Annotated in this window: 22 protein-coding genes; 13 read left to right on the top strand and 9 right to left on the bottom strand. The window is 50.1% G+C overall.

Annotated elements, in window-relative coordinates; all coding sequences use genetic code 11:
• Position 1: 1 nt before the first annotated feature.
• The 3 genes from ubiU to ubiT are packed head-to-tail and all read left to right on the top strand — an operon-like array spanning position 2 to position 2,364.
• Positions 2-1,009 (top strand): ubiquinone anaerobic biosynthesis protein UbiU, encoded by a 1,008-nt coding sequence (gene ubiU, locus GJV52_RS08015; protein ID WP_100563920.1) that lies wholly within the window; start codon positions 2-4, stop codon positions 1,007-1,009.
• A gap of 10 nt (positions 1,010-1,019) precedes the next feature.
• Entirely contained in the window at positions 1,020-1,937 is a 918-nt protein-coding gene (locus GJV52_RS08010) for a U32 family peptidase (RefSeq protein ID WP_095503100.1), read from the top strand.
• Positions 1,924-2,364 carry a ubiquinone anaerobic biosynthesis accessory factor UbiT gene (gene ubiT / locus GJV52_RS08005; protein WP_095503101.1) on the top strand — a complete coding sequence of 147 codons (441 nt, stop codon included), beginning with the start codon at positions 1,924-1,926 and terminating at the stop codon, positions 2,362-2,364. Before GJV52_RS08010 ends, ubiT begins: the two co-directional genes overlap by 14 nt.
• Positions 2,365-2,491: 127 nt before the next feature.
• Here the strand turns inward: ubiT and GJV52_RS08000 are convergent, their stop codons facing one another.
• Both GJV52_RS08000 and orn read right to left on the bottom strand, forming a co-directional pair.
• Positions 2,492-3,550 carry a metallophosphoesterase gene (locus GJV52_RS08000; RefSeq protein ID WP_100563918.1) on the bottom strand — a complete coding sequence of 353 codons (1,059 nt, stop codon included), beginning with the start codon at positions 3,548-3,550 and terminating at the stop codon, positions 2,492-2,494.
• Between the two features lie 104 nt (positions 3,551-3,654).
• Positions 3,655-4,206: an oligoribonuclease gene (gene orn / locus GJV52_RS07995; RefSeq protein WP_095503103.1), complete on the bottom strand. Its 552-nt coding sequence runs from the start codon at positions 4,204-4,206 to the stop codon at positions 3,655-3,657.
• Between the two features lie 123 nt (positions 4,207-4,329).
• Here orn and GJV52_RS07990 point away from each other — a divergent pair, with 123 nt between their 5' ends.
• Positions 4,330-4,932, top strand: coding sequence for a VCBS repeat-containing protein (locus GJV52_RS07990; protein ID WP_154143259.1), 603 nt, complete (start codon positions 4,330-4,332; stop codon positions 4,930-4,932).
• 57 nt (positions 4,933-4,989) lie between these two features.
• Here GJV52_RS07990 and GJV52_RS07985 read toward each other — a convergent pair whose 3' ends face one another.
• The gene (locus tag GJV52_RS07985) at positions 4,990-6,666 is read right to left on the bottom strand and encodes a formate--tetrahydrofolate ligase (RefSeq protein WP_095502441.1); all 1,677 of its coding nucleotides are present in this window, start codon (positions 6,664-6,666) and stop codon (positions 4,990-4,992) included.
• A gap of 185 nt (positions 6,667-6,851) precedes the next feature.
• Here GJV52_RS07985 and GJV52_RS07980 point away from each other — a divergent pair, with 185 nt between their 5' ends.
• Complete coding sequence (locus GJV52_RS07980; RefSeq protein ID WP_095502442.1) at positions 6,852-7,280, top strand: EamA family transporter; 429 nt, start codon at positions 6,852-6,854, stop codon at positions 7,278-7,280.
• An 85-nt stretch (positions 7,281-7,365) separates the two neighbouring features.
• Here the strand turns inward: GJV52_RS07980 and GJV52_RS07975 are convergent, their stop codons facing one another.
• From GJV52_RS07975 to GJV52_RS07965, 3 genes are read right to left on the bottom strand one after another with little or no spacing between them, the layout of a single operon-like run.
• Positions 7,366-8,802 carry an efflux transporter outer membrane subunit gene (locus GJV52_RS07975; RefSeq protein ID WP_100563916.1) on the bottom strand — a complete coding sequence of 479 codons (1,437 nt, stop codon included), beginning with the start codon at positions 8,800-8,802 and terminating at the stop codon, positions 7,366-7,368.
• A 60-nt stretch (positions 8,803-8,862) separates the two neighbouring features.
• Positions 8,863-12,081 (bottom strand): efflux RND transporter permease subunit, encoded by a 3,219-nt coding sequence (locus tag GJV52_RS07970; protein ID WP_100563914.1) that lies wholly within the window; start codon positions 12,079-12,081, stop codon positions 8,863-8,865.
• Between the two features lie 11 nt (positions 12,082-12,092).
• Positions 12,093-13,388 (bottom strand): efflux RND transporter periplasmic adaptor subunit, encoded by a 1,296-nt coding sequence (locus tag GJV52_RS07965; RefSeq protein WP_095502445.1) that lies wholly within the window; start codon positions 13,386-13,388, stop codon positions 12,093-12,095.
• A gap of 234 nt (positions 13,389-13,622) precedes the next feature.
• On the opposite strand from GJV52_RS07965, the gene mtrR reads away from it, so the two are divergent.
• Positions 13,623-14,261 carry a multidrug efflux system transcriptional repressor MtrR gene (gene mtrR, locus GJV52_RS07960; protein WP_100563912.1) on the top strand — a complete coding sequence of 213 codons (639 nt, stop codon included), beginning with the start codon at positions 13,623-13,625 and terminating at the stop codon, positions 14,259-14,261.
• Positions 14,262-14,346: 85 nt separating this feature from the next.
• Here mtrR and GJV52_RS07955 read toward each other — a convergent pair whose 3' ends face one another.
• On the bottom strand, positions 14,347-16,338 hold the full coding sequence (locus GJV52_RS07955) for an O-linked N-acetylglucosamine transferase, SPINDLY family protein (protein WP_100563910.1): 1,992 nt from the start codon (positions 16,336-16,338) through the stop codon (positions 14,347-14,349).
• Positions 16,339-16,507: 169 nt separating this feature from the next.
• On the opposite strand from GJV52_RS07955, the gene GJV52_RS07950 reads away from it, so the two are divergent.
• On the top strand, positions 16,508-16,762 hold the full coding sequence (locus GJV52_RS07950) for a type II toxin-antitoxin system HicA family toxin (protein WP_095502107.1): 255 nt from the start codon (positions 16,508-16,510) through the stop codon (positions 16,760-16,762).
• The gene (locus GJV52_RS07945) at positions 16,759-17,094 is read left to right on the top strand and encodes a type II toxin-antitoxin system HicB family antitoxin (RefSeq protein ID WP_100563907.1); all 336 of its coding nucleotides are present in this window, start codon (positions 16,759-16,761) and stop codon (positions 17,092-17,094) included. The genes GJV52_RS07950 and GJV52_RS07945 overlap by 4 nt, the downstream gene beginning before the upstream one ends.
• A 71-nt stretch (positions 17,095-17,165) precedes the next feature.
• Here the strand turns inward: GJV52_RS07945 and ettA are convergent, their stop codons facing one another.
• Positions 17,166-18,839, bottom strand: coding sequence for an energy-dependent translational throttle protein EttA (gene ettA, locus GJV52_RS07940; protein WP_095501877.1), 1,674 nt, complete (start codon positions 18,837-18,839; stop codon positions 17,166-17,168).
• Positions 18,840-19,140: 301 nt separating this feature from the next.
• Between ettA and betB the strand changes: the two genes are divergently transcribed.
• The 4 genes from betB (at position 19,141) to GJV52_RS07920 (ending at position 23,412) form a co-directional block, all read left to right on the top strand.
• Positions 19,141-20,604, top strand: a complete 1,464-nt coding sequence (gene betB / locus GJV52_RS07935) for a betaine-aldehyde dehydrogenase (protein WP_100563905.1) — start codon at positions 19,141-19,143, stop codon at positions 20,602-20,604.
• Positions 20,605-20,643: 39 nt separating this feature from the next.
• Positions 20,644-20,997, top strand: coding sequence for a DUF4298 domain-containing protein (locus GJV52_RS07930; RefSeq protein WP_100563903.1), 354 nt, complete (start codon positions 20,644-20,646; stop codon positions 20,995-20,997).
• Between the two features lie 60 nt (positions 20,998-21,057).
• Complete coding sequence (gene betA / locus GJV52_RS07925) at positions 21,058-22,755, top strand: choline dehydrogenase (RefSeq protein WP_095501880.1); 1,698 nt, start codon at positions 21,058-21,060, stop codon at positions 22,753-22,755.
• Between the two features lie 87 nt (positions 22,756-22,842).
• Positions 22,843-23,412 carry a BCCT family transporter gene (locus GJV52_RS07920; protein ID WP_229439402.1) on the top strand — a complete coding sequence of 190 codons (570 nt, stop codon included), beginning with the start codon at positions 22,843-22,845 and terminating at the stop codon, positions 23,410-23,412.
• 69 nt (positions 23,413-23,481) lie between these two features.
• Here the strand turns inward: GJV52_RS07920 and tnpA are convergent, their stop codons facing one another.
• Positions 23,482-23,898 (bottom strand): IS200/IS605 family transposase, encoded by a 417-nt coding sequence (gene tnpA / locus GJV52_RS07915; RefSeq protein ID WP_095503171.1) that lies wholly within the window; start codon positions 23,896-23,898, stop codon positions 23,482-23,484.
• A gap of 44 nt (positions 23,899-23,942) precedes the next feature.
• Here tnpA and GJV52_RS07910 point away from each other — a divergent pair, with 44 nt between their 5' ends.
• Positions 23,943-25,085: an RNA-guided endonuclease InsQ/TnpB family protein gene (locus GJV52_RS07910; RefSeq protein WP_095503172.1), complete on the top strand. Its 1,143-nt coding sequence runs from the start codon at positions 23,943-23,945 to the stop codon at positions 25,083-25,085.
• Positions 25,086-25,130 lie beyond the last annotated feature (45 nt).

Raw genomic sequence — 25,130 nt, 5'->3', positions numbered from 1 at the left:
TATGCAGAAAATTCCGGAGCTGGTCTGCCCGGCTGGTAATTTACCTGCTTTGAAAACAGCAATTGATAATGGTGCAGACACCGTTTATATGGGACTCAAAGATGCTACGAATGCCCGAAATTTTCCAGGCTTAAATTTTGATATGAAATCGGCAATGCAAGGGGTTTCCTATGCTCATGAGCGAGGGCGGCAGGTGTTAATGGCCATCAATACCTTTGCCCAAGCCGGACAATCCGAACAGTGGCAAAAAGCTATTGATACTGCAGTGCAACTGGGCGCTGATGCCGTGATTGTCGCCGATCCAGCACTGATGGCTTATGCCACCGACAAATATCCTGATTTACGGCTGCATATGTCTGTGCAGGGTTCCGCAACCAATTACGAAGCCATCAACCTGATGAAAGATTTGTTTAACATCCGCCGAGTCGTTCTGCCCCGTGTTTTGACAATTGATCAGGTAAAACATGTTATCGAACATACCGATGTCGAAATCGAGGTATTCGGTTTTGGCAGCCTGTGTGTGATGGTTGAAGGCCGCTGTATTTTATCCAGCTATGCTACCGGGGAATCACCCAATATGCAGGGAGTATGTTCTCCTGCAAAATCGGTTCGTTGGGAACAAGAACCAGACCGCATGGATGTGCGTTTAAACCATATATTGATTGATCAATTCAATCCGAACGAACCGGCCGGCTACCCGACTTTGTGCAAAGGCCGCTTTGAAGTCAATGATGAAACGTATTACGCATTAGAAGAACCGACCAGTCTGAATGTACTGGAAATGTTGCCGCAATTAATCGATATCGGCGTCAGTGCCGTCAAAATTGAAGGCCGCCAACGCAGTCCGATGTACACGGCACAAGTGACGAAAGCCATGCGGCAAGCTTTGGATGCGGCGGCAGCCGATAAGAAACATTTCCGTATCCAACCTGCTTGGAGCAATGCTTTGGGTAAAGTCTCTGAAGGCAGCCAAACAACTTTAGGGGCATATAGCCGTCCGTGGAAATAGGATAAACCGTATGAGCAAATTAAAATTATCATTAGGCCCTGTATTGTTTTTCTGGCAAAAAGAAACTTTACTGGAGTTTTATACAACCATGCTGGATGCCCCGCTCGATACCATTTATCTTGGAGAAGTCGTGTGTTCGCGCCGACAAAAAATGCGCTTTTCGGACTGGTTCGGCTTGGCAGAAGACTTGGCAGACAGCGGTAAAGAAATTATTTTATCTTCACAGGTTTTACTGGAAAGTGAATCCGATTTAAAACGCTTGCGCAAAATTGCCGGGCAAGGAAAATTTAAAATTGAAGCCAACGATATGGGTGCTGTCAAACTGGCTCGCGAACACGGCATACCGTTTGTAGCCGGTGCCAGCCTCAATATCTATAACGACACTACCCTGACATTATTTAAAAATTTGGGCGCATATCGCTGGTTGGCTCCTGCAGAATTGAGTCGGGAAAAATTGGCTGCGATTACTTCTGCAACAAACGGTATCGAAACCGAAGTATTCGCATGGGGGAAAATGCCGCTGGCCTATTCATCCCGCTGTTTTACTGCCCGCCATTACAATCTGAATAAAGACAGCTGCGAATTCCGCTGCTTGGATTACGATCACGGCATGACCATGAATACCCGTGAAGGCCAGCCTTTTTTAACCATTAATGGGATTCAGACCATGTCTTACGGCTGCCAGAACCTATTGCCGCACCATCAAGACATGGCGGCCATCGGTATAGACATACTGCGTTTGTCGCCGCAAATAACCGGTATGGCAGAGATTGTTCAAATTCATCGTGACGTTACAGACGGCATATTATCTTTAACCGATGCTTTACCCGAATTGAAACATTTATCAACCGGAACGTTGGTCGATGGATATTGGTTTGGCCAGCCTGGAATTGAGGCCGTTAAGGAGAAATATTATGGAGCTGCCTGAAATCATCCTGCCACAATGGTTGGGAAAGTTGGTCGGTAAATTACCCGCCAAACCGCCCCGTTTTATATTGGTCACCGCCTTAAACACCATGTTGGCTAAAGAGCTGCTGCCGGCCGATATGAGCCTTTTTGCCGGAAGGAAGTTTGAAATCGATGTATTGGATGCCGGTGTGAAAATCCGATTTGGTGCCAATGAAGAAAAATTTATTGCAAACGCTTTTGAGGGAGCACCCGATTTACGTTTGGCCGCCAATGGTGTTGATTTTATGCGCATGATTATGCGGGAAGAAGATCCGGATACATTATTTTTTAAACGCAAATTACAGATTGAAGGCGATACAGAGCTGGGATTAATCACCAAAAACCTGCTTGACAGCGTTGATTGGCCGCTTAGTCATTGGTTTCTCAATCGTGATATGCCACAATAAAATCATCTCAATATGTGATTAGTAGTAAACTTTATCAGGCCGTCTGAAAATGATTTTTTCAGACGGCCTACATACATTCATCAACGTACTTTTCACTGAATCAAAAATCCAAGCAGCTAACAGTACTTTAATCCGTCGCCACCACTTCCCCATCATCAAACATCAAAGTCCGTTCCGGCCAACGCAAGGCCGCCAAGCGGAATTGTTGCTGCGAATATTTTTCGGGGAACTTGCGCACACGCCAACTGGCGCCGATGGAAAAGTCCACGCAAAACACATTGTTTTTCGCGCCGTGCCAAACCGTCGGTTGGGTAGGCAGCAATTTGCGCTCGGCGGCAACGGTGTTTGGATTCGGCTGCCAAGTGCGCCAATAATGGCCAATCACCACCGGCACATCTTCCTGATAATCTTCCCACCACGGGCAGCGACTGGTTCCGCGCCAACGCCCACCGGCATAAAACAGTTCCGACACCAATTTTTCCATGCCGCTGGTCAAGGCGCGCAAAGGGTGCGCTTTACCGCGGGCAAAATCATATTGCGCAGTAGCCGGCATGGGCGGCGGCGCTTGGTCGGGATTTTCCGCCAATTCGGCATAATGCTGCTGCTCGCAGCGGTAATCCTCATACCATGAGGCCGTCTTAAGCTGTTGCTTCAATTCTTGGTCAAAACGGCGGTATTGCGTGACCAAATCTTCGCCACGCGCCTGTGCGTCGTCCAAGCGAGGGAACATTTCCGGCAACCACGCAGCATGAATAATGCGGATATCGGCGCGTTCACAAATAATCGGCTGCTTGGCCAGCCATGCGGTGAGCACTTCTTTTTCCGCTTCATTGGCACGCTGCCACGGCGCATAGTTGATTCCGTCTTTTTGTGCGCGTGAATCAAAAAACCAGCCCGAGCCGTCTTTGCGGTCGCCCACCAAAATATTCAATTCGTGATTACCCAACGCCACATAGGCCAAGCCCTGCTCTTGCGCGCGTTTCACCCATTTCAACACTGCCGGACTGTCCGGTCCGCGATCGCACAAATCGCCGACAAACACCAGCCTGCGCCCATCTGGATGGCGGCCGTCTGAATCGTAGCCTAAATGGCGCAACAGGTTTTGCAAGGCGGCAAATTCGCCGTGCACATCGCCGACAATATCCAGCGGCGTATCGGGTAGGGTTTGGCGGTATTGGTAGGTCATAAGGGCAACCTTTTATCAACAGTGTGTGACGATTGTAGCGCAGTTTGATGTCTGAATGATAAAAGGCCGTCTGAAACTGAAACATTCAGACGGCCTGTTTTACCCTATTGTGGCAATTTCAAAAAATGCTCGCGGTAATAACGCATTTCTTCGATGCTTTCCAAAATATCGTCCAAAGCCTGATGCGAACCGCGTTTCACCACGCCTTTGGCCACAGCCGGATGCCAGCGTTTGGCCAGCTCTTTCAGAGTGGACACATCTAAATTGCGGTAATGGAAATACGCTTCCAAGCGCGGCATGTATTTCACCATAAAGCGGCGGTCTTGATGAATGGTGTTACCGCACATCGGCGTGGCTTTTTCCGGAATCCATTCAGCCATGAAATCGAGTAATTTCTGCTCGACTTCCGCTTCGGTGTAGCTTGACTCGCGCACCCGTTGGGTCAACCCCGTGCGGCCGTGGGTTGCTGTATTCCATTCGTCCATCGCGTTCAAAACATCATCACTTTGATGCACAGCATACACTTCAGATTGCGCCAACACATTCAAATCTTGGTCAGTGATAATCATCGCCACTTCGATGATTTTGTCGGTTTCGGGATAGAGGCCGGTCATTTCCATGTCGAGCCAGCAGAGATTGTTTGTGTTTTGGGTCATTTCAGACGGCCTTTTGTATTGAATTGCCGTTATTATAAAAGATTTGATGTAGTTGTAGAAATAAAGACTATTTACAATACCTTCCTTACGGTATTATAAAAAGCAAATAATTGAGAAAAAACAATGTCAGAAAATAATCAAATTACTACCTTTTTAACTTGGTCCGGATGGATTATTGGCGTAGTTTCATTCATCTATGCAGTTTATACAAATATAGCTAATGGGAAAATGCAAAAAGAATTACTGAATAAACAGCAAGCCCAACCATTTGAATTAATAGGAATGTTAGGAGTTTCTGCTCAAGATAAAGTTATTACACCATACGACTTCCAAGAAAAAGTTTCATCTCCTTATCACATTACAAAATTAGATATCGACCATGATGGCAAAGAAGAATTACTAATTCAGTCTACAGATGGCTCTTACAGTTGTAAATTAGAAATATATCAATTTTCTAGAAATAATAATATGTCTTCCTTGGTGCTCTTAGACTCAGTTACAGTAAATACAATGTCTGGGTATATTTTTAATGATATAGATAATGATAGTTTCCTAGAAATCATTACTATAGATAATTCAAAAAAAGCTAATAAACCATATGTAATGGGATTTAGAGATGAAGTAATTTTTAAATTTAAAAATAAAAAAATTATTGAGATCTCTAGAATTGAACTTTACTCCCAAGAAGATCATGTTAATTTTTTAAAAAAATTTAATGATTTATAGAGAAGAAAGGCCGTCTGAAAACATATTACTTTCAGACGGCCTTTTACCTACTTACTATCAGAACAAGCCATGAATCACGCCATTTTCGTCGACATCAATCTTCTCCGCCGCCGGCACTTTCGGCAAGCCCGGCATTTTCATCATGTTGCCGCACAGGGCAACAATGAAACCTGCGCCGGCGGATACGGTAATGCCACGCACGCTGACGGTGAAGCCTTCGGGTTTACCCAATAAAGCGGCGTTGTCGCTCAATGAATATTGGGTTTTCGCCATGCACACGGGCATTTTGTCTAAGCCGAGTTTTTCCAGCGAGGCGATTTCGGCGTTGGCTTCGGCGCTGAATTCCACATCGGCCGCGCCGTAGATTTTTTGCGCAATGGTGCGGATTTTGTCTTTAATCGGCAGGTCGGTTTCGTAGGCGAATTGGAAGTTGTTCGGCTGGGTTTCGATGGCGTTAACCACTTTTTGCGCCAAGTCCGCGCCGCCCTCGCCGCCTTTCGCCCATACTTCGGCCAACGATACTTCCACGCCTTGCTTGGCGCATTCGTCTTGAATCAGCTTCAATTCGGCATCGGTGTCGGATACAAAGCGGTTGAGCGCCACCACCACCGGCAGACCAAATACGTTTTTCAGGTTGCTGATGTGTTTCAGCAAGTTTGGTAAACCTTTGGCCAATGCATCTAAATTTTCCTCGCCCAAGTTGGCGCGTTCCACACCGCCGTTGTATTTCAGCGCGCGCACGGTAGCCACCACCACAGCGGCATCAGGTTTTAATTCAGCCAAGCGGCATTTGATGTCGCAGAATTTTTCCGCGCCCAAATCGGCACCGAAACCGGCTTCGGTCACGGCATAATCGCCCAAGTGCTTCGCCAAACGGGTCGCCAACACGGTGTTACAGCCGTGGGCGATGTTGGCAAACGGGCCGCCGTGGACGAATGCTGGTGTGCCGGCAATGGTTTGCACCAAATTCGGTTTGATCGCGTCTTTCAACAAGGCCGCCATTGCGCCGTGGGCTTTCAAATCTTTGGCGTAAACCGGGCTGCCGTCTTTGGCGTAAGCCACCAAAATATTGCCCAAGCGTGTTTTCAAATCGCTGATGTCTTTGGCTAAGCAGAACACGGCCATTACTTCGGAAGCAACGGTAATATCAAAGCCGTCAGGGCGCATCACGCCGTCAACGCTTTTGCCCAAACCATCAATAATGTTGCGCAGTTGGCGGTCGTTCATGTCCACCACACGGCGCCACAGCACGCGTTTTGGGTCGATGTTCAGCTCGTTGCCTTGATAAATATGGTTGTCTAACATGGCCGCCAGCAGATTGTTAGCCGCACCGATGGCGTGGAAATCGCCGGTAAAGTGCAGATTGATGTCTTCCATCGGCAACACTTGCGAATAACCGCCACCGGCCGCACCGCCTTTTACGCCAAACACTGGGCCTAAAGACGGCTCACGCAGCGCAATCACGGTCTGTTTACCGATGTAGTTCAAGGCATCGGCCAAACCGATGGTTACTGTGGTTTTACCCTCGCCTGCTGGGGTTGGGTTGATGGCGGTCACCAAAATCAGACGGCCTTGTTTTTTCGGCAGCGCAAACGCTTCGTCAGGATTGATTTTGGCTTTGTAATGACCATATGGCTCCAGCTTTTCATGGGCAATGCCAAGCTTGGCCGCAATGTCGGCAATCGGCTGCATGGTTGCGGCTTGCGCGATTTCGGCATCGGTTTTGAAACTCATGTTTTCTCCTCCAAGTAGATGGAATTGGGTGTATCATGGCATTATAACGTTTTTGAGAACGAACCGCATTTTTTCAAATTGAGAGACTGTTTTTTGTTTTCAAACGGCCTAATACGGCTTATCAGGCCGTCTGAAAGCTTCTTGTTTTATTTCTATTTAAAATATTTAAAAAAAAGGGATTTCACATGGGTGCTACTTGGTTTTATTGGGCATTGGCTTCAGCATTTTTCGCCGCACTTACCGCCATTTTTGCCAAAGCCGGTTTGCAGGGCATTGATTCGGATTTTGCCACCTTTATCCGCACACTGGTCATCATCGCCGCGCTGGCTTTGTTTCTCACCTACACCGGGAAATGGCAAGGCGTAGAAAGCTTTACCGGCCGCAACTGGACATTCCTGATTCTCTCCGGTCTCGCTACCGGTGCATCATGGCTGGCCTATTTCAAAGCGCTGCAAATGGGCAATGCCTCGCAAGTCGCGCCCGTGGATAAATTCAGCTTGGTCTTGGTCGCGCTGATGGCGGTGGTGTTTTTGGATGAACGCCCGAATATACAAGAATGGATTGGCTTGGCTTTGGTGACGGCGGGTGTGTTGACGTTGGCGATTAAGCGTTGATATTGATTTTCTGAGCCATCAAAATTAAAAATGCCGTCTGAAAAACTTTTGTTTTTCAGACGGCATTTTTTTCATGATTCAAACCTTAATTGCTGGTTTCAACCGGATCGTTGGTAAAGCGTTTCAAACCGCCGCCCAATACTTTGTACAAATCCGCCAGATTTTCCAAGCGGGTCAGCTGGGTGGCCAATACTTGCGTATCGGCACCATAGCTGCTGCGCTCGGCATCAAGCAAATCTAAGGCGCTGGATACACCGTGTTTGTAGCGCAGGTTGACTAGGCGCAGGTAGTCGCCATATGAGCGGCTTTGTTTGATTAAGGCGGTGTAGCGTTGGTCAAGCTGCTGACGTACTACCAAGGCGTTGGATACGTCTTGGAAGGCAGATTGCACGGCGTTTTCATACGCGGCCACTTGGGCTTGTTGGCGCAATTTGGCGACGTCGAGATTGGCTTTGTTGGTGCCCCAGTTGAAAATCGGAATACTGATTGACGGACCAAACGACCACATGCGGTTCGGGCCTTTAAACAAGCCGTCCAATTCAGTAGAACCAGTGCCCAAAGAACCGGTCAGGCTGATGCGTGGGTAAAACGCTGCACGCGCCGCGCCGATGTTGGCGTTGGCTTGTTTCAGCGCAAATTCCGCTGCACGCACGTCAGGACGGTTCAGCAATACTTCTGAGCTCAAACCGGCCGGCAGGCGGTCAATTTTAAACTGACGGTTCAATGGCAAGCCTTTCGGCAAGTCTTCCGGCAAAGGCTGGTTAATCAATAAAGCCAAAGCGTTACGCGCTTGTTCGCGGGCTTGTACGGCAGAAGCGTAATCCGCTTTGGCCGATTCAATCAAGGCTTCTTGTTGGCGCAAGTCCACAGCGGAAATCACACCGGCTCGATGGCGCAGTTTCGACAAATCGTAAGTCACTTCACGCGTTTTCAACACACGTTGCGCCAAAGCCATGGATTCTTCGGCGTAGCGTTCGTTGAAATAGGCTTTGGCAATGCTGGAAACCAAAGTCAAATGCGTGGCATCGCGGGTGGCGGCGCTGTTGAAATAACCTTGCAAAGCGGCTTCGCTGGTGCTGCGCACACGGCCGAACAAATCGATTTCGTAAGAAGCCACGCCCAAGCCCACGGTATAGGCTTCACGGACGTATGACGAACCGGTACTGCTCATATCGCGCGCAGTACGTGAACGGGTTGCGCTGCCGCTGCCGTCAATGCTCGGCAACAAATCATTACGCGCAATCATGTATTGTTTGCGGTAGATTTCGGCATTCAATACAGCTTGGCGCAAATCGGTGTTGCGTTCCAATGCGATTTCGATTAAACGGTGCAGGCGCGGGTCGGCAAAATAATCCTGCCAGCCCAATGAAGCGGCCTGAATGCCCGGTTCGGCAGTATCGTGTTTGAAGGTGTCGGCAACGGCCACCGTCGGCTGCTCGTATTTTGGCATCAACGAACAGGCCGATAACAGCACCGCAGCAGCCACTGCGCTCAACACAGGTTTGATGGTTGTATTTTTCATAATAAATCCTTAAGGCCGTCTGAAAAATAAAGTCTTTTTCAGACGGCCTGTTAGCTTCGATTAGTGCTTATCAGCGTCAGATTGCGTGGTTTCGTCGGTCAACATACCCGCAGCGGCGGCTTGTTGAACAGCAATTTCATGCTCGTGTGCGGTTTCTTTAAAGAACTTACGCACCACCACATAAAACAGCGGCACCAAGAACACCGACAGAATCGTACCGATCAACATACCCCAGAATACCGTCGTACCGATGGCACGTTGGCTGGCCGAGCTGGCACCGCTGGCAATATACAGCGGAACCACACCCAGAATAAACGCAAACGAGGTCATCAAAATCGGACGGAAACGCAGACGGGCAGCTTCCAATGCTGCGTCCAACGCGCTCTTGCCTTGAGCTTGCAAGTCTTTGGCAAACTCAATAATCAAAATCGCATTTTTCGCACTCAAACCCATCACGGTCACGAAACCGACTTGGAAGTAAATGTCGTTCAGATAAGCCGGTGGCGCACCGAACAAACCTTCAAACATATTTCGGCCTGTCGCACCTAATGCAGCACCGACCAAGCCCAGCGGCATCACCAAAATCACGGCCAACGGAATTGACCAGCTTTCATACAGCGCCGCCAACACCAAGAATACCGCTGCAATCGAGAATGCATACAGAATCAAGGTTTGCGAGCCGCCTTTGGCTTCCTCGCGAGACTGACCACCCCACTCTAAGCTGTAGCCGCCTTCCATTTCGTCCACCATCTGCTGCACAGCAGCCATGGCTTCACCTGAAGAATAACCGGTAGCCGGTGTACCGGTCACTTCCATGGCCGGATAGCCGTTGAAGCGCACGCTTTGTTCCATACCGGTTTGCCAAGAAACGGTGGCAATGCTGGAGAATGGAACCGCCACGCCGGAATTGTTTAACACGGTCATGTTCAGAATATCAGCAGGCTGCATACGGGCAGATGCATCAGCTTGCACCATTACGCGTTGCAGACGGCCTTTATTCGGGAAGTCGTTCACATAAGCAGAACCCAAAGCGTTCGACAACATGCTCTGAATATTGGCAAAGCTGATGCCTTGTGCAGCAGCAGACTGACGGTTAATGTCAATTTTCAGTTGCGGTGCATCTTCCAAGCCATTAGAACGAACTGTGCTGGCATCAAAAATCGGGCTTTGACGCATTTTTTGCAGCAGTTCGTTGCGTTTGGCCAATAGTGCGCCATGGCCTGAGCTGTTGCGGTCTTGCAGGTAAATGGTTAAGCCTGAACCGGTACCCAATTCCATAATGGCCGGTGGCACAATGGCCAAACCAAAACCGTCTTTAATCGTGCCCATCATTGCGCCGGTTAATTTACCGGCCACAGCTGCCGCACCACTGCTTGGATCGGTACGTTCCGCCCAATCATTCAGAATAATGAAGCCCATCGCCATGTTTTGACCGGAACCCGAGAAGCTGAAGCCCGATACGGCAACGACATCACGCACTTCAGGCATGGATTTGGCCAATTGGTTGACATGCGCCAAAGTCGCATCGGTACGCTCTTTGGTCGCACCGGCAGGCAATTGCACATTCAACATAATCGTGCCTTGGTCTTCAGTCGGCAAGAACGACGTCGGCAAACGAACAAAGAAGAACACACCTACTGCAGCCAGCAACACATAAATCACCATCATGCGGCCTGCTTTATTCAATACCTTACCCACCACACCGGTATAACGGTGCGTACCGGCATCAAATTTGCGGTTAAACCAGCCGAAGAAACCTTTTTTCTCTTCGTGATGACCTTTCGGAATCGGCTTCAGCATGGTGGCGCATAAAGCCGGTGTCAGCGTTAAGGCCAAGAAAGCTGAGAATGCAATCGCCGAAGCCATTGTGATGGCAAACTGGCGGTAAATATTACCGGTGGCACCACTAAACATTGCCAATGGCACAAATACCGAAATCAATACCGCGGTAATACCGATTACCGCACCGGTAATCTGACCCATCGCCTTTTTGGTGGCTTGTTTTGGCGGCAGACCTTCCGTCGCCATAATACGCTCGACGTTTTCCACCACCACAATCGCATCATCGACCACAATACCGATGACCAATACCATCGCAAACATGGTCAATACGTTAATCGACATGCCCATATAGGAAATAAAGGCAAACGCACCCAACAGCGAAATCGGCACCACAATGGTCGGAATCAGCGTATAGCGGATGTTTTGCAGGAACAAATACATCACCAAGAACACCAGCACAATCGCTTCAAGCAGGGTATGCACCACTTTTTCAATCGATAATTCAACGAAAGTCGAAGTATCGTAAGGTGCTTGCCAGCTCATGCCTTCCGGGAAGAAGCGTTGCAATGTTTCCATGCGCTCTTTTACGGCTGTAGCGGTCGCCATGGCATTACCACTGTTTGACAGCATCACCGCCATACCGGTAGTGGGCGTACCGTTCAGACGGGTTGAAGTCGAGTAATCCTGCATACCCAAAGTCACTTTAGCCACATCTTTCAGATAAACGTTGGCACCGGTGGTATCGGAACGCAAAATAATATTACCGAATTCTTCAGCCGTGCTTAACTGGCCTTGGGCAGTCACGGTTGCGGCCATGGTTTGACCTTGTGCAGCAGGCAATGCACCAATCGAACCGGCAGAAATTTGAATATTCTGCGCTTGCAATGCGCTGGAAATATCGGCAAACGACAAGTTATAGTTTTGCAATTTGGCCGGATCCACCCAAATACGCATTGCACGTTGCGCACCGAACAAACGCACTTGGCCGACACCGTCGATACGTTGCAATTCAGGCACGATGTTGCGCTGCGCATAGTCGTTCATCTCTTCGGCAGACTGCACTTCAGACGACAGCATCACCACCATCAGGAAGTTGGATTGTGCTTTCGATACCGTTACACCGTATTGCTGTACAGTAGAAGGCAACGAAGACAAGACTTCCGACAATTTGTTTTGCACGTCAACCTGTGCCAAATCTTCATTGGTTTCCGGTGTGAAGGTCAGGCTTACTGTACCCCTGCCGCTTGAGTCGGCAGAAGTCGTCATGTAATCCAGCCCTTCGACGCCATACATATTACGTTCGATGACGGCCAATACGCTGTCTTCCATTACCTGAGCCGAGGCACCCGGGTAGGTGGCGGTCATGGAAATGGTCGGCGCGGCTACGGAAGGATATTGCGAAATCGGCAGATTTTGAATGCCGAGAATACCCGCTGCGATGATAAAAATCGCAATTACCCATGCAAAAATGGGGCGGTCAATAAAAAACTTAGACATTTAGTGCATCCTTACTTCTTGGCTTCAGAAGCAGCAGCGGTTTCTTCCGCTTGCGCTGCCGGTGCGGGTGCAGAAGCGGCTTGTGGCGCTGAAGCCTCAGCTTGTGAAGCCTGCTGCGCTTGACCGGCTTCGGCAGGCGGTGTCCATTCTTTCGGCGTTACTTTTTTCGCACCGGTCATACCGGCAATCATGGTGCCGTCGACAATCACTTTGTCGCCTTCTTTCAAGCCTTCGGTAATGATCCAATATGCACCCTGCTGTTGCGCTACAGTCACCACGCGCGGCTCCATACCGCCTTGGGCATTCACAATCATTACAGTGTCTTTATCACCACGGGTCACCGCTTGTTGTGGCACCACAAAGGCATTGGCCACATCAGCCTGATTCATCAACACGCGCACATACAGACCCGGCAGCAAGATATTGTCTTCATTCGGAATCGCCGCACGCAAAGTCACTTGACCGGTTGATTCGTTTACGGTCGGGTCGGCAAACAGCAAACGGCCGGTTTGGTTATACATGCTGCCATTTTCAAATTTAATGCCGACTTGGATGCCGCCGTTGACGGTTTGCAATTTACCTTCGGCAATATCTTGGCGCAGCTTCATGATGTCGGTGGCCGATTGGGTCACATTCACATACATCGGATTGGTTTGTTGAATAGTAGCCAATACGGTAGTATCACCCGCATTTACCAGCGTACCTTCGGAAACATTAGACTGACCGATAAAACCTGAAATCGGCGCAGTAATGCGGCTGCGGCGAACATTAATACCGGCTGATTTAATCGAAGCTTGCGCGGCTTTCACGTTGGCTTCGGCCGAACGCTTAGCCGTGATGGCTGCGTCGTATTCTTGACGGCTGATGGCATCGGCTTCTACCAATGGTTTGTAGCGTGCCAAGTCAGCATTGGCTTTGGCCAAGGCCGCTTCTGCAGTCGCCAATTGCGCACGTGCGCTTTCCAAGTTGGCTTCGTAAGTGGCGCTGTCGATTTGATACAACGGCTGACCGGCGCGGACATAACTACCCTCTTGGAACAAACGTTTCTCAATAATACCGCCTACCTGCGCGCGTACTTGTGCAGTACGGATAGATTCCAAGCGACCCGGCAATTCCGTGGTCAAAGAAACCGTTTGCGGATACACCGTTACCACGCCCACTTCAGGCGCACGGGCTTCTTGTTGGGCTTGAGCGTTTTGACCGCCTTGTTTCTGCGCGTCATCGCCTTTTCCGCAGGCCGACAAAGCCAAAGCGGTTGCAGCGGCAATTACTGCCACACGCAGCATTTGAGAAGCATGAAGATTCATTACTTTTCCTATCGTCTTGATTGTTTCTGTAAATTTATTACACACAACCTATAAACACTAACTGCCTGCTTACACGTTTGAACCGGTAAGGCGGGCAAGAAAACATCAATTTTTTGACTAAAACATTGATTATATAAGCTGTGATTACGGGCGTCATTATACATACATTATTGCATGTTATGAAATTATTTTTTATAATACACGGAATTTTTTACATAAAGATTTGAACACAAAATGAGAAAAAACAAAATCGAGGCATTGAAGACCAAAGAACATTTAATGTTGGCCGCTTTGGAGACGTTTTACAAAAAAGGGGTGGCCCGCACTTCACTCAACGAAATCGCCCAAACCGCCGGTGTGACCCGCGGTGCTTTATATTGGCATTTTAAAAGCAAAGAAGATTTGTTCGACGGCTTGTTCCAACGCATTTCAGACGACATTGAAAATTGTTTGGTGCAGGATTTGGAAAGCGCCAACAAAGACAGCTGGCTAAATTTCCGCCTGTCCTTGATGAAATTTTTCGAGCGTTTGGAAAACAACAGCCTGCATAATAAGTTTTACAATATTCTGTTTCTCAAATGCGAACACACCGAGCAAAACGAAGCCATCATTTCGCTGGTGGCCAAATACCAAACCTTATGGAACCACAAGCTCAATATGGTTTTGGCCGAATGCGTTGAGCAGCACGCTTTAGATGAAAATCTGGATATCGAATTTGCTACGGTGTTCGTCAAATGCAGCATCGATGGCCTGATTCAGCAATGGCTGTCTGCGCCACACAATTTCGAGCTGCACCTTGTCGCCCCGCGCATGCTTGATATCCTTTTAGATAACTTGCAAAACCATCCTTCACTGCGCAAGAAAACAGTTTGATTTTTCCTTTACGCTTCACAACAAAACTCCGTTAAAACACACATCAAAGGCCGTCTGAAAGTTTCAGACGGCCTCTTTTTATCAACTATCTATTTTCACACGCATCCTGCCATATTGTTTTTACCGTATCGCACCAATCGCGGGCAAAGGTTTCCGCCTCATACAGCGGACTGGCCAACACCTGCGCACGCAAGCTTTGGCGCAAAGTATCGAGTTCGGCCCAATGCGCCGAATCCGCCCAGTAAAACGCTTTCATCAAATACTCATCAAGGCGCGAACACACCCAATCCGGCAAACCCGCCGCCGACAAAAGCTGCTGCCCTTGGCGCGACAACATCCCTTCCAAAGCCAAGGTTAACGTCGGCACACCCATCCACAGTGCATCCACCGTGGTCGTGCCGCCCGGAAACGGGAAACTGTCCAACACCACATCCACTTCATGATGCGCGGCAAAATAATCTTCGTAGCCGCTCATGCCGTGAAAATGCAATACGCCGTCTGAAAAACCCAAATCAAGTAATTTTTGCTTGAACGCAACTTGCTCATCACTGCCTTCGGTTAAGCGTGCCGTCTGAAAACGCCAATGCGCGCTTGGGTATTTTTTCGCTACCGCCGCCCATGTTTTCAACACGTTATCATTCAGCTTGGTCAGATTTTGGAAGCAGCCAAACGTGATGTAGCCGTTGCTCAGGGCGGGCAATTCGTTCACCGCAAGATCCAACTCCGGCACGCGCATATTCAAACGCGTGTGCGGCAGGCGATACACTTTTTCGCGGTAGAGTTTTTCTTCGCTTTCCGGCACACAATACCCATCGGCAATCAGCGCCTGCATGGTCGGCAAACCGGTAGTGGCGAAATAGCCCAACCACGCAGCCTGCACCGGCGCGGCTTGCGCGGCAAACACACCCATGCGGTGGCCGGCGGTGTGGCCGTTTAAATCAATCAAAATATCAATGCCGTCTGAAGCGATTTGCGCCATCACCTGCTCATCCAACCAATCATCAATCTTGTGCCACGCCTGAAAAGTCGGGCGGATGGTTTCGCTCAATGCGTCAAAAATCGGTGAATTGGCATAGGCCGTCCAATCAAACTGCTTGGCCGCTTCGGAACACAACAAACCCTGCGCAAACATGCCCACCGGATGATGGCGCAAATCCGACGACACCAGCCCGATGTGCAGCCTCTCTTTCGGCCGAATTTCATGCACGCGCACATTTTCCGCCTGCGCCGCATACAAATCGCCCAAGCGGAAACTCTCCGCCACGCCCTGCTCTGCCTGCCCCAAAATATACAGGCGATTCAAAGCCAAATCGCTTTGCGCTTCAATGCTGTCCGGTCGCAAGGCCACCGCCCGCGTCAACGCTTCACACGCTTCTTCATATTTCTGCTGAAAATGGCGCATTTTCGCCAAACCGTACCAAGCATCGTAATTCTGTTCGTCCAGCGCCAAAGCTTTCAGGTAACTTGCTTCCGCCGGCGCATAACGTTTCAGACGGCGTCTCGCCCACGCATTGCTCAACCAAATATCTGCACGCTCAGGCTGCTGCGCCAACAAGGCCGTCTGAAACGTATCGGCCTCGGCAAAATTCTGCGCATTAAACGCCAACATCGCCGCGTATTCCAAACCATTCGCATCATTCGGTTTCAACGCCAAAAACGCCTTCACCGCCTGCAAACCCTCCGCATTGCGCCCCGCATCATTGAGCGTCAACACCAAATTCCAATGCGCCTCGGCATGATCCGGCTTCAATTTCAAGGCCTTGCGCAAATATTGCTCCGCCAAATCCCATTTTTTCAGACGGCGGCAGGCATTGCCCAAATTGTTCAACACCGAATGGCTTTTCTTCGCTTCTGGAATCTTCTGCCACATCGCCACCGCTTCTTCTTCGCGGTTGGTTTGCGCCAAAATCACCCCCGCCATATTCAAAACAGCATCCTGCTGCGGATAAAAGGTCAACAATCCCCGCGCCTTCTCCAAGGCCGTCTGAAAATCCTGCCGCTGATACGCCGCCAAAACTTCATTAAACCCCGCCTTCAAATCCGGCTTGGCCGATTGTTTGATTGATTTATTTTTCATGCTGCCCCGTTGTGATGAATATGCCGAAGCATTATTTTAAAGGAAAAGGCCGTCTGAAAAACTATTTTTTCAGACGGCCTTTTTATGTCTGCCCATCATTCACGCTTCACAAGCCATTGCATTGCGCTTTGATTTCCGATAAAGTAGTACCAAAATACGGTATCAAATCATGAAGAAAAAACACCAAAAAACCCTAGCCTTAATTTTCAAACGGCCTGTATCGGGCAACATTAAATGGGCAGACATCGAAGCCTTGTTTCAAGAAATCGGCGCGGACATTCAAGAACGTGAAGGCAGCCGTATCGCTGTGATTCTGTTTGGCCAAGTTCAAGTTTTCCATCGCCCACACCCAAATCCCGATACCGACAAAGGCGCAGTTGCCGCCGTCAGAAAATGGCTTGAAGCCAACGGAGTAAAACCATGAACAACATCATGACCATCAACGGCCACAAAGCCGTCATCCAATACGATCCTGAAACCGAAATGCTGCGCGGCGAATTTATCGGCCTTAATGGCGGCGCGGATTTTTATGCCGACAACGTGGCCGACTTACATAAAGAAGGTGCGGTAAGTTTGCAAACTTTTCTTGATGTCTGCGCCGAACAAGGTTTAGAGCCTTACAAACACTATTCCGGCCGCTTCAATGTGCGCATCAGCCCGAAAATTCACGCCGCCGCCGCGACTGCCGCTGCCGCCAGCAACATCAGTTTAAATGAATGGATTAATCAGACTTTAGAACGTGCGGTTCAAGCTTGATTAACTTTCGGTATAGAAAAGGCCGTCTGAAAAACTATTTTTTCAGACGGCCTTTTCATCACTCAATTAAATCAACGTGTTACCGGTTTATACTTAATCCGTTTCGGTTTTGCGCCTTCTTCGCCTAAGCGGCGTTTTTTGTCGGCTTCGTATTCTTGGTAATTGCCGTCGAAGAACACCCATTTACTGTCGCCTTCGGCGGCGAGAATGTGGGTGGCGATGCGGTCGAGGAACCAGCGGTCATGCGAGATCACCATCACGCTGCCGGCGAATTCGAGCAAAGCATCTTCGAGGGCGCGCAGAGTTTCGACGTCGAGGTCGTTTGATGGTTCGTCGAGCAGTAAGACGTTGCCGCCGCTCAGCAGGGTTTTGGCCAAGTGCAGGCGGCCGCGTTCGCCGCCGGAGAGGTTGCCGGCGATTTTGCTTTGGTCGCTGCCTTTGAAATTGAAGCGGCCGAGGTAGGCGCGTGCGGGGATTTCAAATTGGCCGACTTGCAAGATGTCGCGGCCTTCGGCGATGTTGTCGAACACGGTTTTGTCGTTTTGCAGGCCTTCGCGGCTTTGGTCGATGAGCGACATTTTGACGGTTTGGCCGATTTTCACTTCGCCGGAATCGGGCTGTTCTTTACCGGAAATCAGTTTGAACAGGGTCGATTTACCCGCGCCGTTGGGGCCGATGATGCCGACAATCGCACCGGCCGGCACTTTGAAGCTCAAGTCGTCAATCAATACTTTGTCGCCAAACGATTTGCTCACGTTGGTGAACTCAATCACTTCGTTACCCAAACGCTCGGCCACAGGGATAAAGATTTCCTGTGTTTCATTGCGTTTTTGGTATTCGTAATTGCTCATTTCTTCAAAACGCGCCAAACGGGCTTTGGATTTGGCTTGGCGGCCTTTGGCGTTTTGGCGCACCCATTCCAATTCTTGTTTCATGGCTTTGATGCGGGCGGCTTCGGATTTGGCTTCGTTGGCCAAGCGTTGTTCTTTTTGCTCCAGCCATGAAGAGTAGTTGCCTTTCCACGGAATGCCGTGGCCACGGTCGAGTTCCAAAATCCATTCGGCGGCGTTGTCCAAGAAATAGCGGTCGTGGGTCACGGCAACCACGGTGCCGGGGAAGCGCACCAAAAATTGCTCCAGCCATTCGACTGATTCGGCATCCAAGTGGTTGGTCGGCTCATCCAACAACAGCATATCAGGCTTGCTCAACAACAGTTTGCACAAGGCCACGCGGCGTTTTTCACCGCCCGATAACACGCCGATTTTGGTGTCCCAATCGGGCAAGCGCAGCGCGTCGGCGGCGATTTCCAATTCGTGTTCGGCACCGCCACCAGTTGACGAACCAGCCGCAATAATCGCCTCCAGACGGCCTTGTTCTTCTGCCAATGCATCAAAATCGGCATCGGGATTGGCGTATTCGGCATACACTTCTTCCAAGCGTTTTTGCGCGGCAGCCACTTCGCCCAAACCGCTTTCGACTTCTTCGCGCACGGTTTTTTCCGGATCAAGCTCCGGCTCTTGTGGCAGGTAGCCGATTTTGATGCCGCTCATCGGCACGGCTTCGCCTTCAAATTCTTTGTCCACGCCCGCCATAATGCGCAACACGGTGGATTTACCCGCGCCGTTCAAGCCCAACAGGCCGATTTTGGCACCGGGGAAAAACGACAATGAAATGTCTTTAATAATGGTTTTTTGCGGCGGCACAACCTTGCTCACGCGCAGCATGGAATAAACGTATTGGCTCATAAATTTTCTCGCTTAATGGTTACTTTTTTCAGACGGCCTCAACCTAAAAGTCAGGCCGTCTGAAACAGAAATTTCAGACTTCCCGATTCTAACCGAAAATCGGCTTTTCGTAAGGTTTTAAACGCAATCAGGCCGTCTGAAAAGCTGTTTACCTTAAAACGATAGCTTGATTTTTATGAATACTTTTCAAGCAAAACCTTGCTTTCATGCGGATTTTGAATAATGTTCAATTTATGTTATGGTAAGAAGTAGTTGAGAATTTATACCAAAATCAAAACCGATTATCGTGAAGGAGTTCATCATGCAAACGCTTACTGCTTACATCAACGGCGCCCATGTCACCCCGAATCCGAATGCCGACACTTTCGACAACATCAATCCGGCCAATGGCGAAATCCTTGCCCGCGTGCAGGAAAGTGATGACGCCGAAATCGAACGCGCGGTTCAGACGGCCATTGAAGGCCAGAAAGTTTGGGCGGCGATGACGGCGGTGGAACGCAGCCGCATTCTGCTCAAAGCGGTAGAAATTTTGCGTGCGCGCAATGACGAACTCGCCCGCATCGAAACGCTGGATACCGGCAAGCCTTTGTCGGAAACGCTGTATGTCGATGTGGTGACCGGTGCTGATGTGATTGAATATTATGCCGGTTTGGCGCAGGCCATTGAAGGCCGCCAAATTCCGTTGCGCGAAAATGCGTTTGCCTATACGCGCCAAGAGCCATTGGGCGTGGTCGGCGGCATCGGTGCGTGGAATTATCCGATTCAAATTGCGATGTGGAAAGCCGCCCCTGCTTTGGCGGCGGGCAATGCAATGGTGTTCAAACCAAGCGAAACCACGCCTACGGGCGCCATCAAGCTGGCGGAAATTTTCACCGAAGCGGGTTTGCCCGATGGCGTGTTTAACGTGGTGCAAGGCGGCGGACGTGTCGGCGCGGCATTGAGCAATCATCCGTACATCGCCAAAATTTCCTTTACCGGCGGTGTGCCGACCGGCAAAAAAGTGATGGCACAAGCCGCCGAAAGCAGCCTGAAAGACGTCACCATGGAATTGGGCGGCAAATCGCCGCTGATTATCTGCGACGACGCCGATTTAGATACCGCCGCCGACATTGCCATGATGGCAAATTTCTACAGCTCCGGCCAAGTCTGCACCAACGGCACGCGCGTGTTTGTGCCGAAAACCTTGAAAGCCGAGTTTGAACAAAAAATCATCGAGCGCGTGAATCGCATCCGCATTGGCGACCCGCTCGATGAAGCCACCAATTTCGGCCCATTGGCCAGCTTCCCGCATATGGAAAAAGTGTTGGAATACATCGAACGCGGCAAACAGGAAGGCGCCACGCTTTTAACCGGCGGCGGCCGTCTGAGAGATGACGGTTTGGCCGATGGTGCTTACGTTGCGCCGACCGTGTTCACCGACTGCACCGACGACATGGCCATCTGCCGCGATGAGATTTTCGGGCCGGTGATGAGCATTTTGGTTTATGAAACCGAAGACGAAGCCGTCGATCGCGCCAACAACACCGATTACGGCTTGGCCGCGGGCGTGGTGTCCAACGACATCAAACGCGCCCACCGCATCATCGGCCGTCTGCAAGCCGGTATCTGCTGGCTCAACGCATGGGGCGAATCGCCGGCGCAAATGCCGGTGGGCGGCTACAAACAATCGGGCATCGGCCGCGAAAACGGCGTGCAAACCCTGATGCACTACACCCAAATCAAATCGGTTTTGGTGGATTTGGGTGAGTTTCAATCGGTGTTTTAAGGCCGTCTGAAAACCATGTTTAATCTTTAAGGAAAACTCATGAGCCAACCCACCCAACAACGCCTTGACGAAATCCAAGCCCTCTACCGTGAATGGACGCAGCTTCTGCCCAAACTCGAAGCTGCACGCCAAGACTGGCAGCGCGGCGACGCGATTATGCGCGAATTGGCAACGTTTTACTTCGGCGGCGAATACCGCGCTTGCTTGGAAGCCGAAGAACAAGGCTGGCAGCCCGACTTAACCACGCAGGGCGAATACAGCGTATTGAGCGAAGATGCACTATGGGATGCCTACGGCGACCAGCAAACGCTGGCATGGCAATGGATGCGCGACTGCATCGAAACGCTGGATCGCGACCGCAACTACAGCGGCCAAAGCAATCAAAGCGATTAAGCGCTTCAGACGGCCTCGAGCATATCTTCCGTCAAACCGATAACAAGAAAGGAATACAAGATGATTCATCCCAACCCGACTTTAAAATCCGCTTACGACTACATCATCATCGGCGCAGGCAGCGCAGGCGCGGTGTTGGCGGCGCGTTTGACCGAAGACGAAAACGTTTCCGTTTTACTGTTGGAAGCCGGTTTGCCCGATTTCCGCTTAGATTTCCGCACCCAAATGCCCGCCGCATTGGCCATGCCGCTGCAAGGCACCACCTACAACTGGGGCTATAAAACCGACCCCGAACCTTACATGAACAACCGCGTGATGGACTGCGGCCGCGGCAAAGGTTTGGGCGGCTCGTCGTTGATTAATGGTATGTGTTACATCCGCGGCAACGCGCTTGATTTCGACCATTGGGCAAAAAAAGACGGCTTGGCCGACTGGTCTTACCTCGACTGCCTGCCCTATTTCAAAAAATCGGAACACCGCGATGCCGGTGAAAACGATTACCACGGCGGCAACGGCCCGATTCACGTCACCACCGCCAAAAAAGACGCCAATCCCTTATTCGAAGCCATGATTCAGGCCGGTGTGGATGCAGGCTATCCGCGCACCGATGATTTAAACGGCTACCAACAAGAAGGCTTCGGTCCGATGGATAGGTTTGTCAATCCCGAAGGCCGCCGCTCGTCCACTTCACGCGGTTATCTCGACATGGCCAAACACCGCGAACGTCTCACCATTCTCACCGGCGCACTGACCGATGTGGTGCTGTTTGACGGTAAACGCGCGCGCGGGGTGCGTTTTGAGCATCAAGGCCGTCTGAAAACCGTGGAAGCGCGACAAGAGGTGATTGTCTCGGCCGGTGCGATTGCCTCACCGCAAATCCTGCAACGCAGCGGCATCGGCCCCGGCGCATGGCTGGCCGAAGCAGGTGTGAGCGAAATCTTGGATTTGCCGGGCGTGGGCAACAACCTGCAAGACCATCTCGAACTCTACATGCAATACGAATGCACCCAGCCCGTTTCCATCGCGCCGGCAACCCATTGGTGGAACAAACCCGCCATCGGCGCGGAATGGCTGTTCAACGGCACCGGCTTGGGCGCAACCAACCACTTTGAAGGCGGTGGCTTTATCCGCAGCCACGAAAAATTCGAGTGGCCGAATATCCAATATCACTTCCTGCCGATAGCCGTGCGCTACGATGGCCGCAATGCCAGCAAATCACACAGCTTCCAAGCCCACGTCGGCTCGATGCGCTCGCTCAGCCGCGGCCGCATCAAACTCAAATCACGCAATCCGGCCGAGCATCCGAGCATTCTGTTCAACTACATGAGCCATGAACAAGACTGGGAAGAATTCCGCGCCGCCATCCGCATCACACGCGAAATTATGGATCAGCCCGCGCTCGACCCTTATCGCGGCGCCATCATCACCCCGGGCTTAGACGTGCAAACCGATGCACAAATCGACGAATATGTGCGCAACCACGCCGAAACCGCCTACCACCCGTCTTGCACCTGCGCGATGGGCGAAGGCAATGATGCCGTGGTCGACAACCAAGGTCGCGTACACGGCGTGGAAGGCTTGCGCGTGGTCGATGCGTCCATCATGCCCGACATCATCACCGGCAACCTGAACGCCACCACCATCATGATCGGTGAAAAAATCGCCGATGCCATGCGCGGCCGCAAGCTGCCGAAATCAGAGGCAGACTATTATGTCGCCAACGGTGCGCCCGTGCGTGGCCAAGCCAAACGCGGCTAACGGTTTTTCAGACGGCCTAATGCTTAGAAAAGGCCGTCTGAAAACACATGCTCATTTATCGTGACATAACAATAAGAAAGTCATCCCATGAATAAAGATTCCCGCCCCGAACTTAAATACAAACCGGTCAAAATGACGCATTCGCGCCATTTGGGTATGTTCAATACCGATCAATATTTCCGTCAAAAAACCTCGGCCACGCCCGATACCCGCATTGATAAATTTACTTTTTTCGGCACGCTGCTGATTCTGTTTGCCGTGACCCTGCCTTTGGTGCTGTTCCCCGAGCAAGGCGCGGCATGGGTCGGTGCGACCAAACAATTTGTCACCAACAAACTCGGCGGTGCTTATTTGGCGTTTGGCGTGTTGTCGATTTTGTTTGTGGTGTATATCTGCTCATCCGACATCGGCAACATCAAATTAGGCAAACCCGAAGACGACATCGAATTCAAAACCGGCTCGTGGGCGGCAATGATGTTTTGCGGCGGCATCGGCGCGAGCATTATGTACTGGGGCATTTTGGAATGGGTTTACTACTATCAAGGCCCGCCTTTCGGCATTGAACCGAAATCGCCGGAAGCCGTGCGCTGGGCGGCGACCTACGGCATGTTCCACTGGGGGCCGGTGGCGTGGGCGATTTATCAGGCTGCGCCGTAAAACTTCGCCGTTCACGGCGGAGATATAAGGCGCGGACTGCGTAGCAGTCCTAAAACCGTTGATATTCAGTTAATCAGGCGTTTTCTGCTGTTCAATATACTGCCGAATAATCGTAATCGGCGCACCACCACAGCTACCTGCAAAATAAGACGGCGACCACAACGCACCGCCCCATAATTTTTGTTTGATGCTTGGATAATTTTTCTGTCTAATCATGCGGCTAGATACACCTTTCAAGCTGTTCACCAGTTTTGAAATAGACACTTTGGGCGGATAGTTCACAAGTAAATGAACATGGTCATCTTCGCCGTCAAATTCCACCAGTTGCGCTTCAAAATCGGTGCAGACGCTCTCAAAAATACCGCGCATATCGTCCAAAATTTCTTTTGTGAACACTTTTCGGCGATATTTTGCGACAAATACCAAATGTACATGAAGATTAAAAACAACGTGCCGACCACGTCTTAAATCAGTTTCTTTTTCCATAGACCAAGTGTAAAATTGCTAAAAATTCCATTATCCATGAAATCATGTTAATACTCAAAACATTCAAATTTGAACTGATGCCAAACGGCGAGCAAATCCGCAAAATGAAACAATTTTGCGGTTGTTCGCGTTTCGTATTCAATCGTGCTTTGGCGTATCAAAACGAACAATATCAACAAGATAATTCGTTCAAATTTAGCTACACCAAAATCGCAAATTTGCTGCCTGAATGGAAACGAGAATTAGACTGGCTAAAAGACTGCCACAGCCAAGTTTTGCAGCAAAGTTTGAAAGACTTGGAAAGCGCATTCAAAAACTTCTTTGCCAAACGCGCAGATTTCCCCAAATTCAAACGCAAAGGCGAAAAAGACAGTTTCCGCTTTCCGCAAGGCTGTAAATTGGAGCAGCAAAATAATCGTATCTATTTGCCCAAAATCGGTTGGGTGCGCTATCGCAACAGCCGACACGTTTCAGGCAGCCTGAAAAACGTAACCGTATCGCAAAAATGCGGTAAATGGTTTGTATCTATGCAAACCGAAACCGAGCAGGAAATCGCGCAGCCAAACGGTGGCGAAACTGGGATTGATATGGGTGTTGCCAAATTTGCAACATTGTCCAATGGTCAGTTTTTTGAGCCAATCAACGCATTCAAAACGTTGAAAGGCAAACTAGCAAAACTGCAAAAACAGTTCAAACACAAAACCAAATTCAGCAAAAACTGGCAGAAACTGAAAGCAAAAATCAGCCGTTTGCACCACAAAATCAGCAATATCCGTAAAAACTACCTGCACCAAATCAGCAGCGCAATCAGCCAAAACCACGCGATTGTGTATGTGGAAGATTTGCAGGTGGCGAATATGTCCAAATCCGCTAAAGGCAACGCCGTGCAGCATGGAAAAAACGTTGCTGCCAAATCAAGCTTAAACCGTGCGATTTTAGACCAGTCTTGGTTTGAGTTTCGCCGTCAGTTGGACTATAAGCTGTTGTGGCGCGGTGGGCATTTGGTGGCTGTTCCGCCACAAAATACCAGTCGTTGTTGCCCAGCTTGCGGACATACTGCCAAAGATAACCGTCAAACACAGGCAAACTTTGAATGTGTGCAATGTGGCTATCAAAACAATGCGGATATTGTGGGTGCAATCAATGTGTTAAAGCGCGGTCAAGAGATTTTGGCAGCGCAAAAGTAAAATGAAGTTTCAGGGCAGGACGTGCCCGTAGCGTCTGTGAAGTGA

The organism is Neisseria brasiliensis (genome assembly GCF_009671065.1).
In the GTDB taxonomy this organism is placed as follows: Bacteria; Pseudomonadota; Gammaproteobacteria; order Burkholderiales; family Neisseriaceae; genus Neisseria; species Neisseria brasiliensis.
The sequence above is the reverse complement of the archived record's forward strand: the minus strand, read 5'-3'. Positions and strand labels throughout refer to the sequence as shown.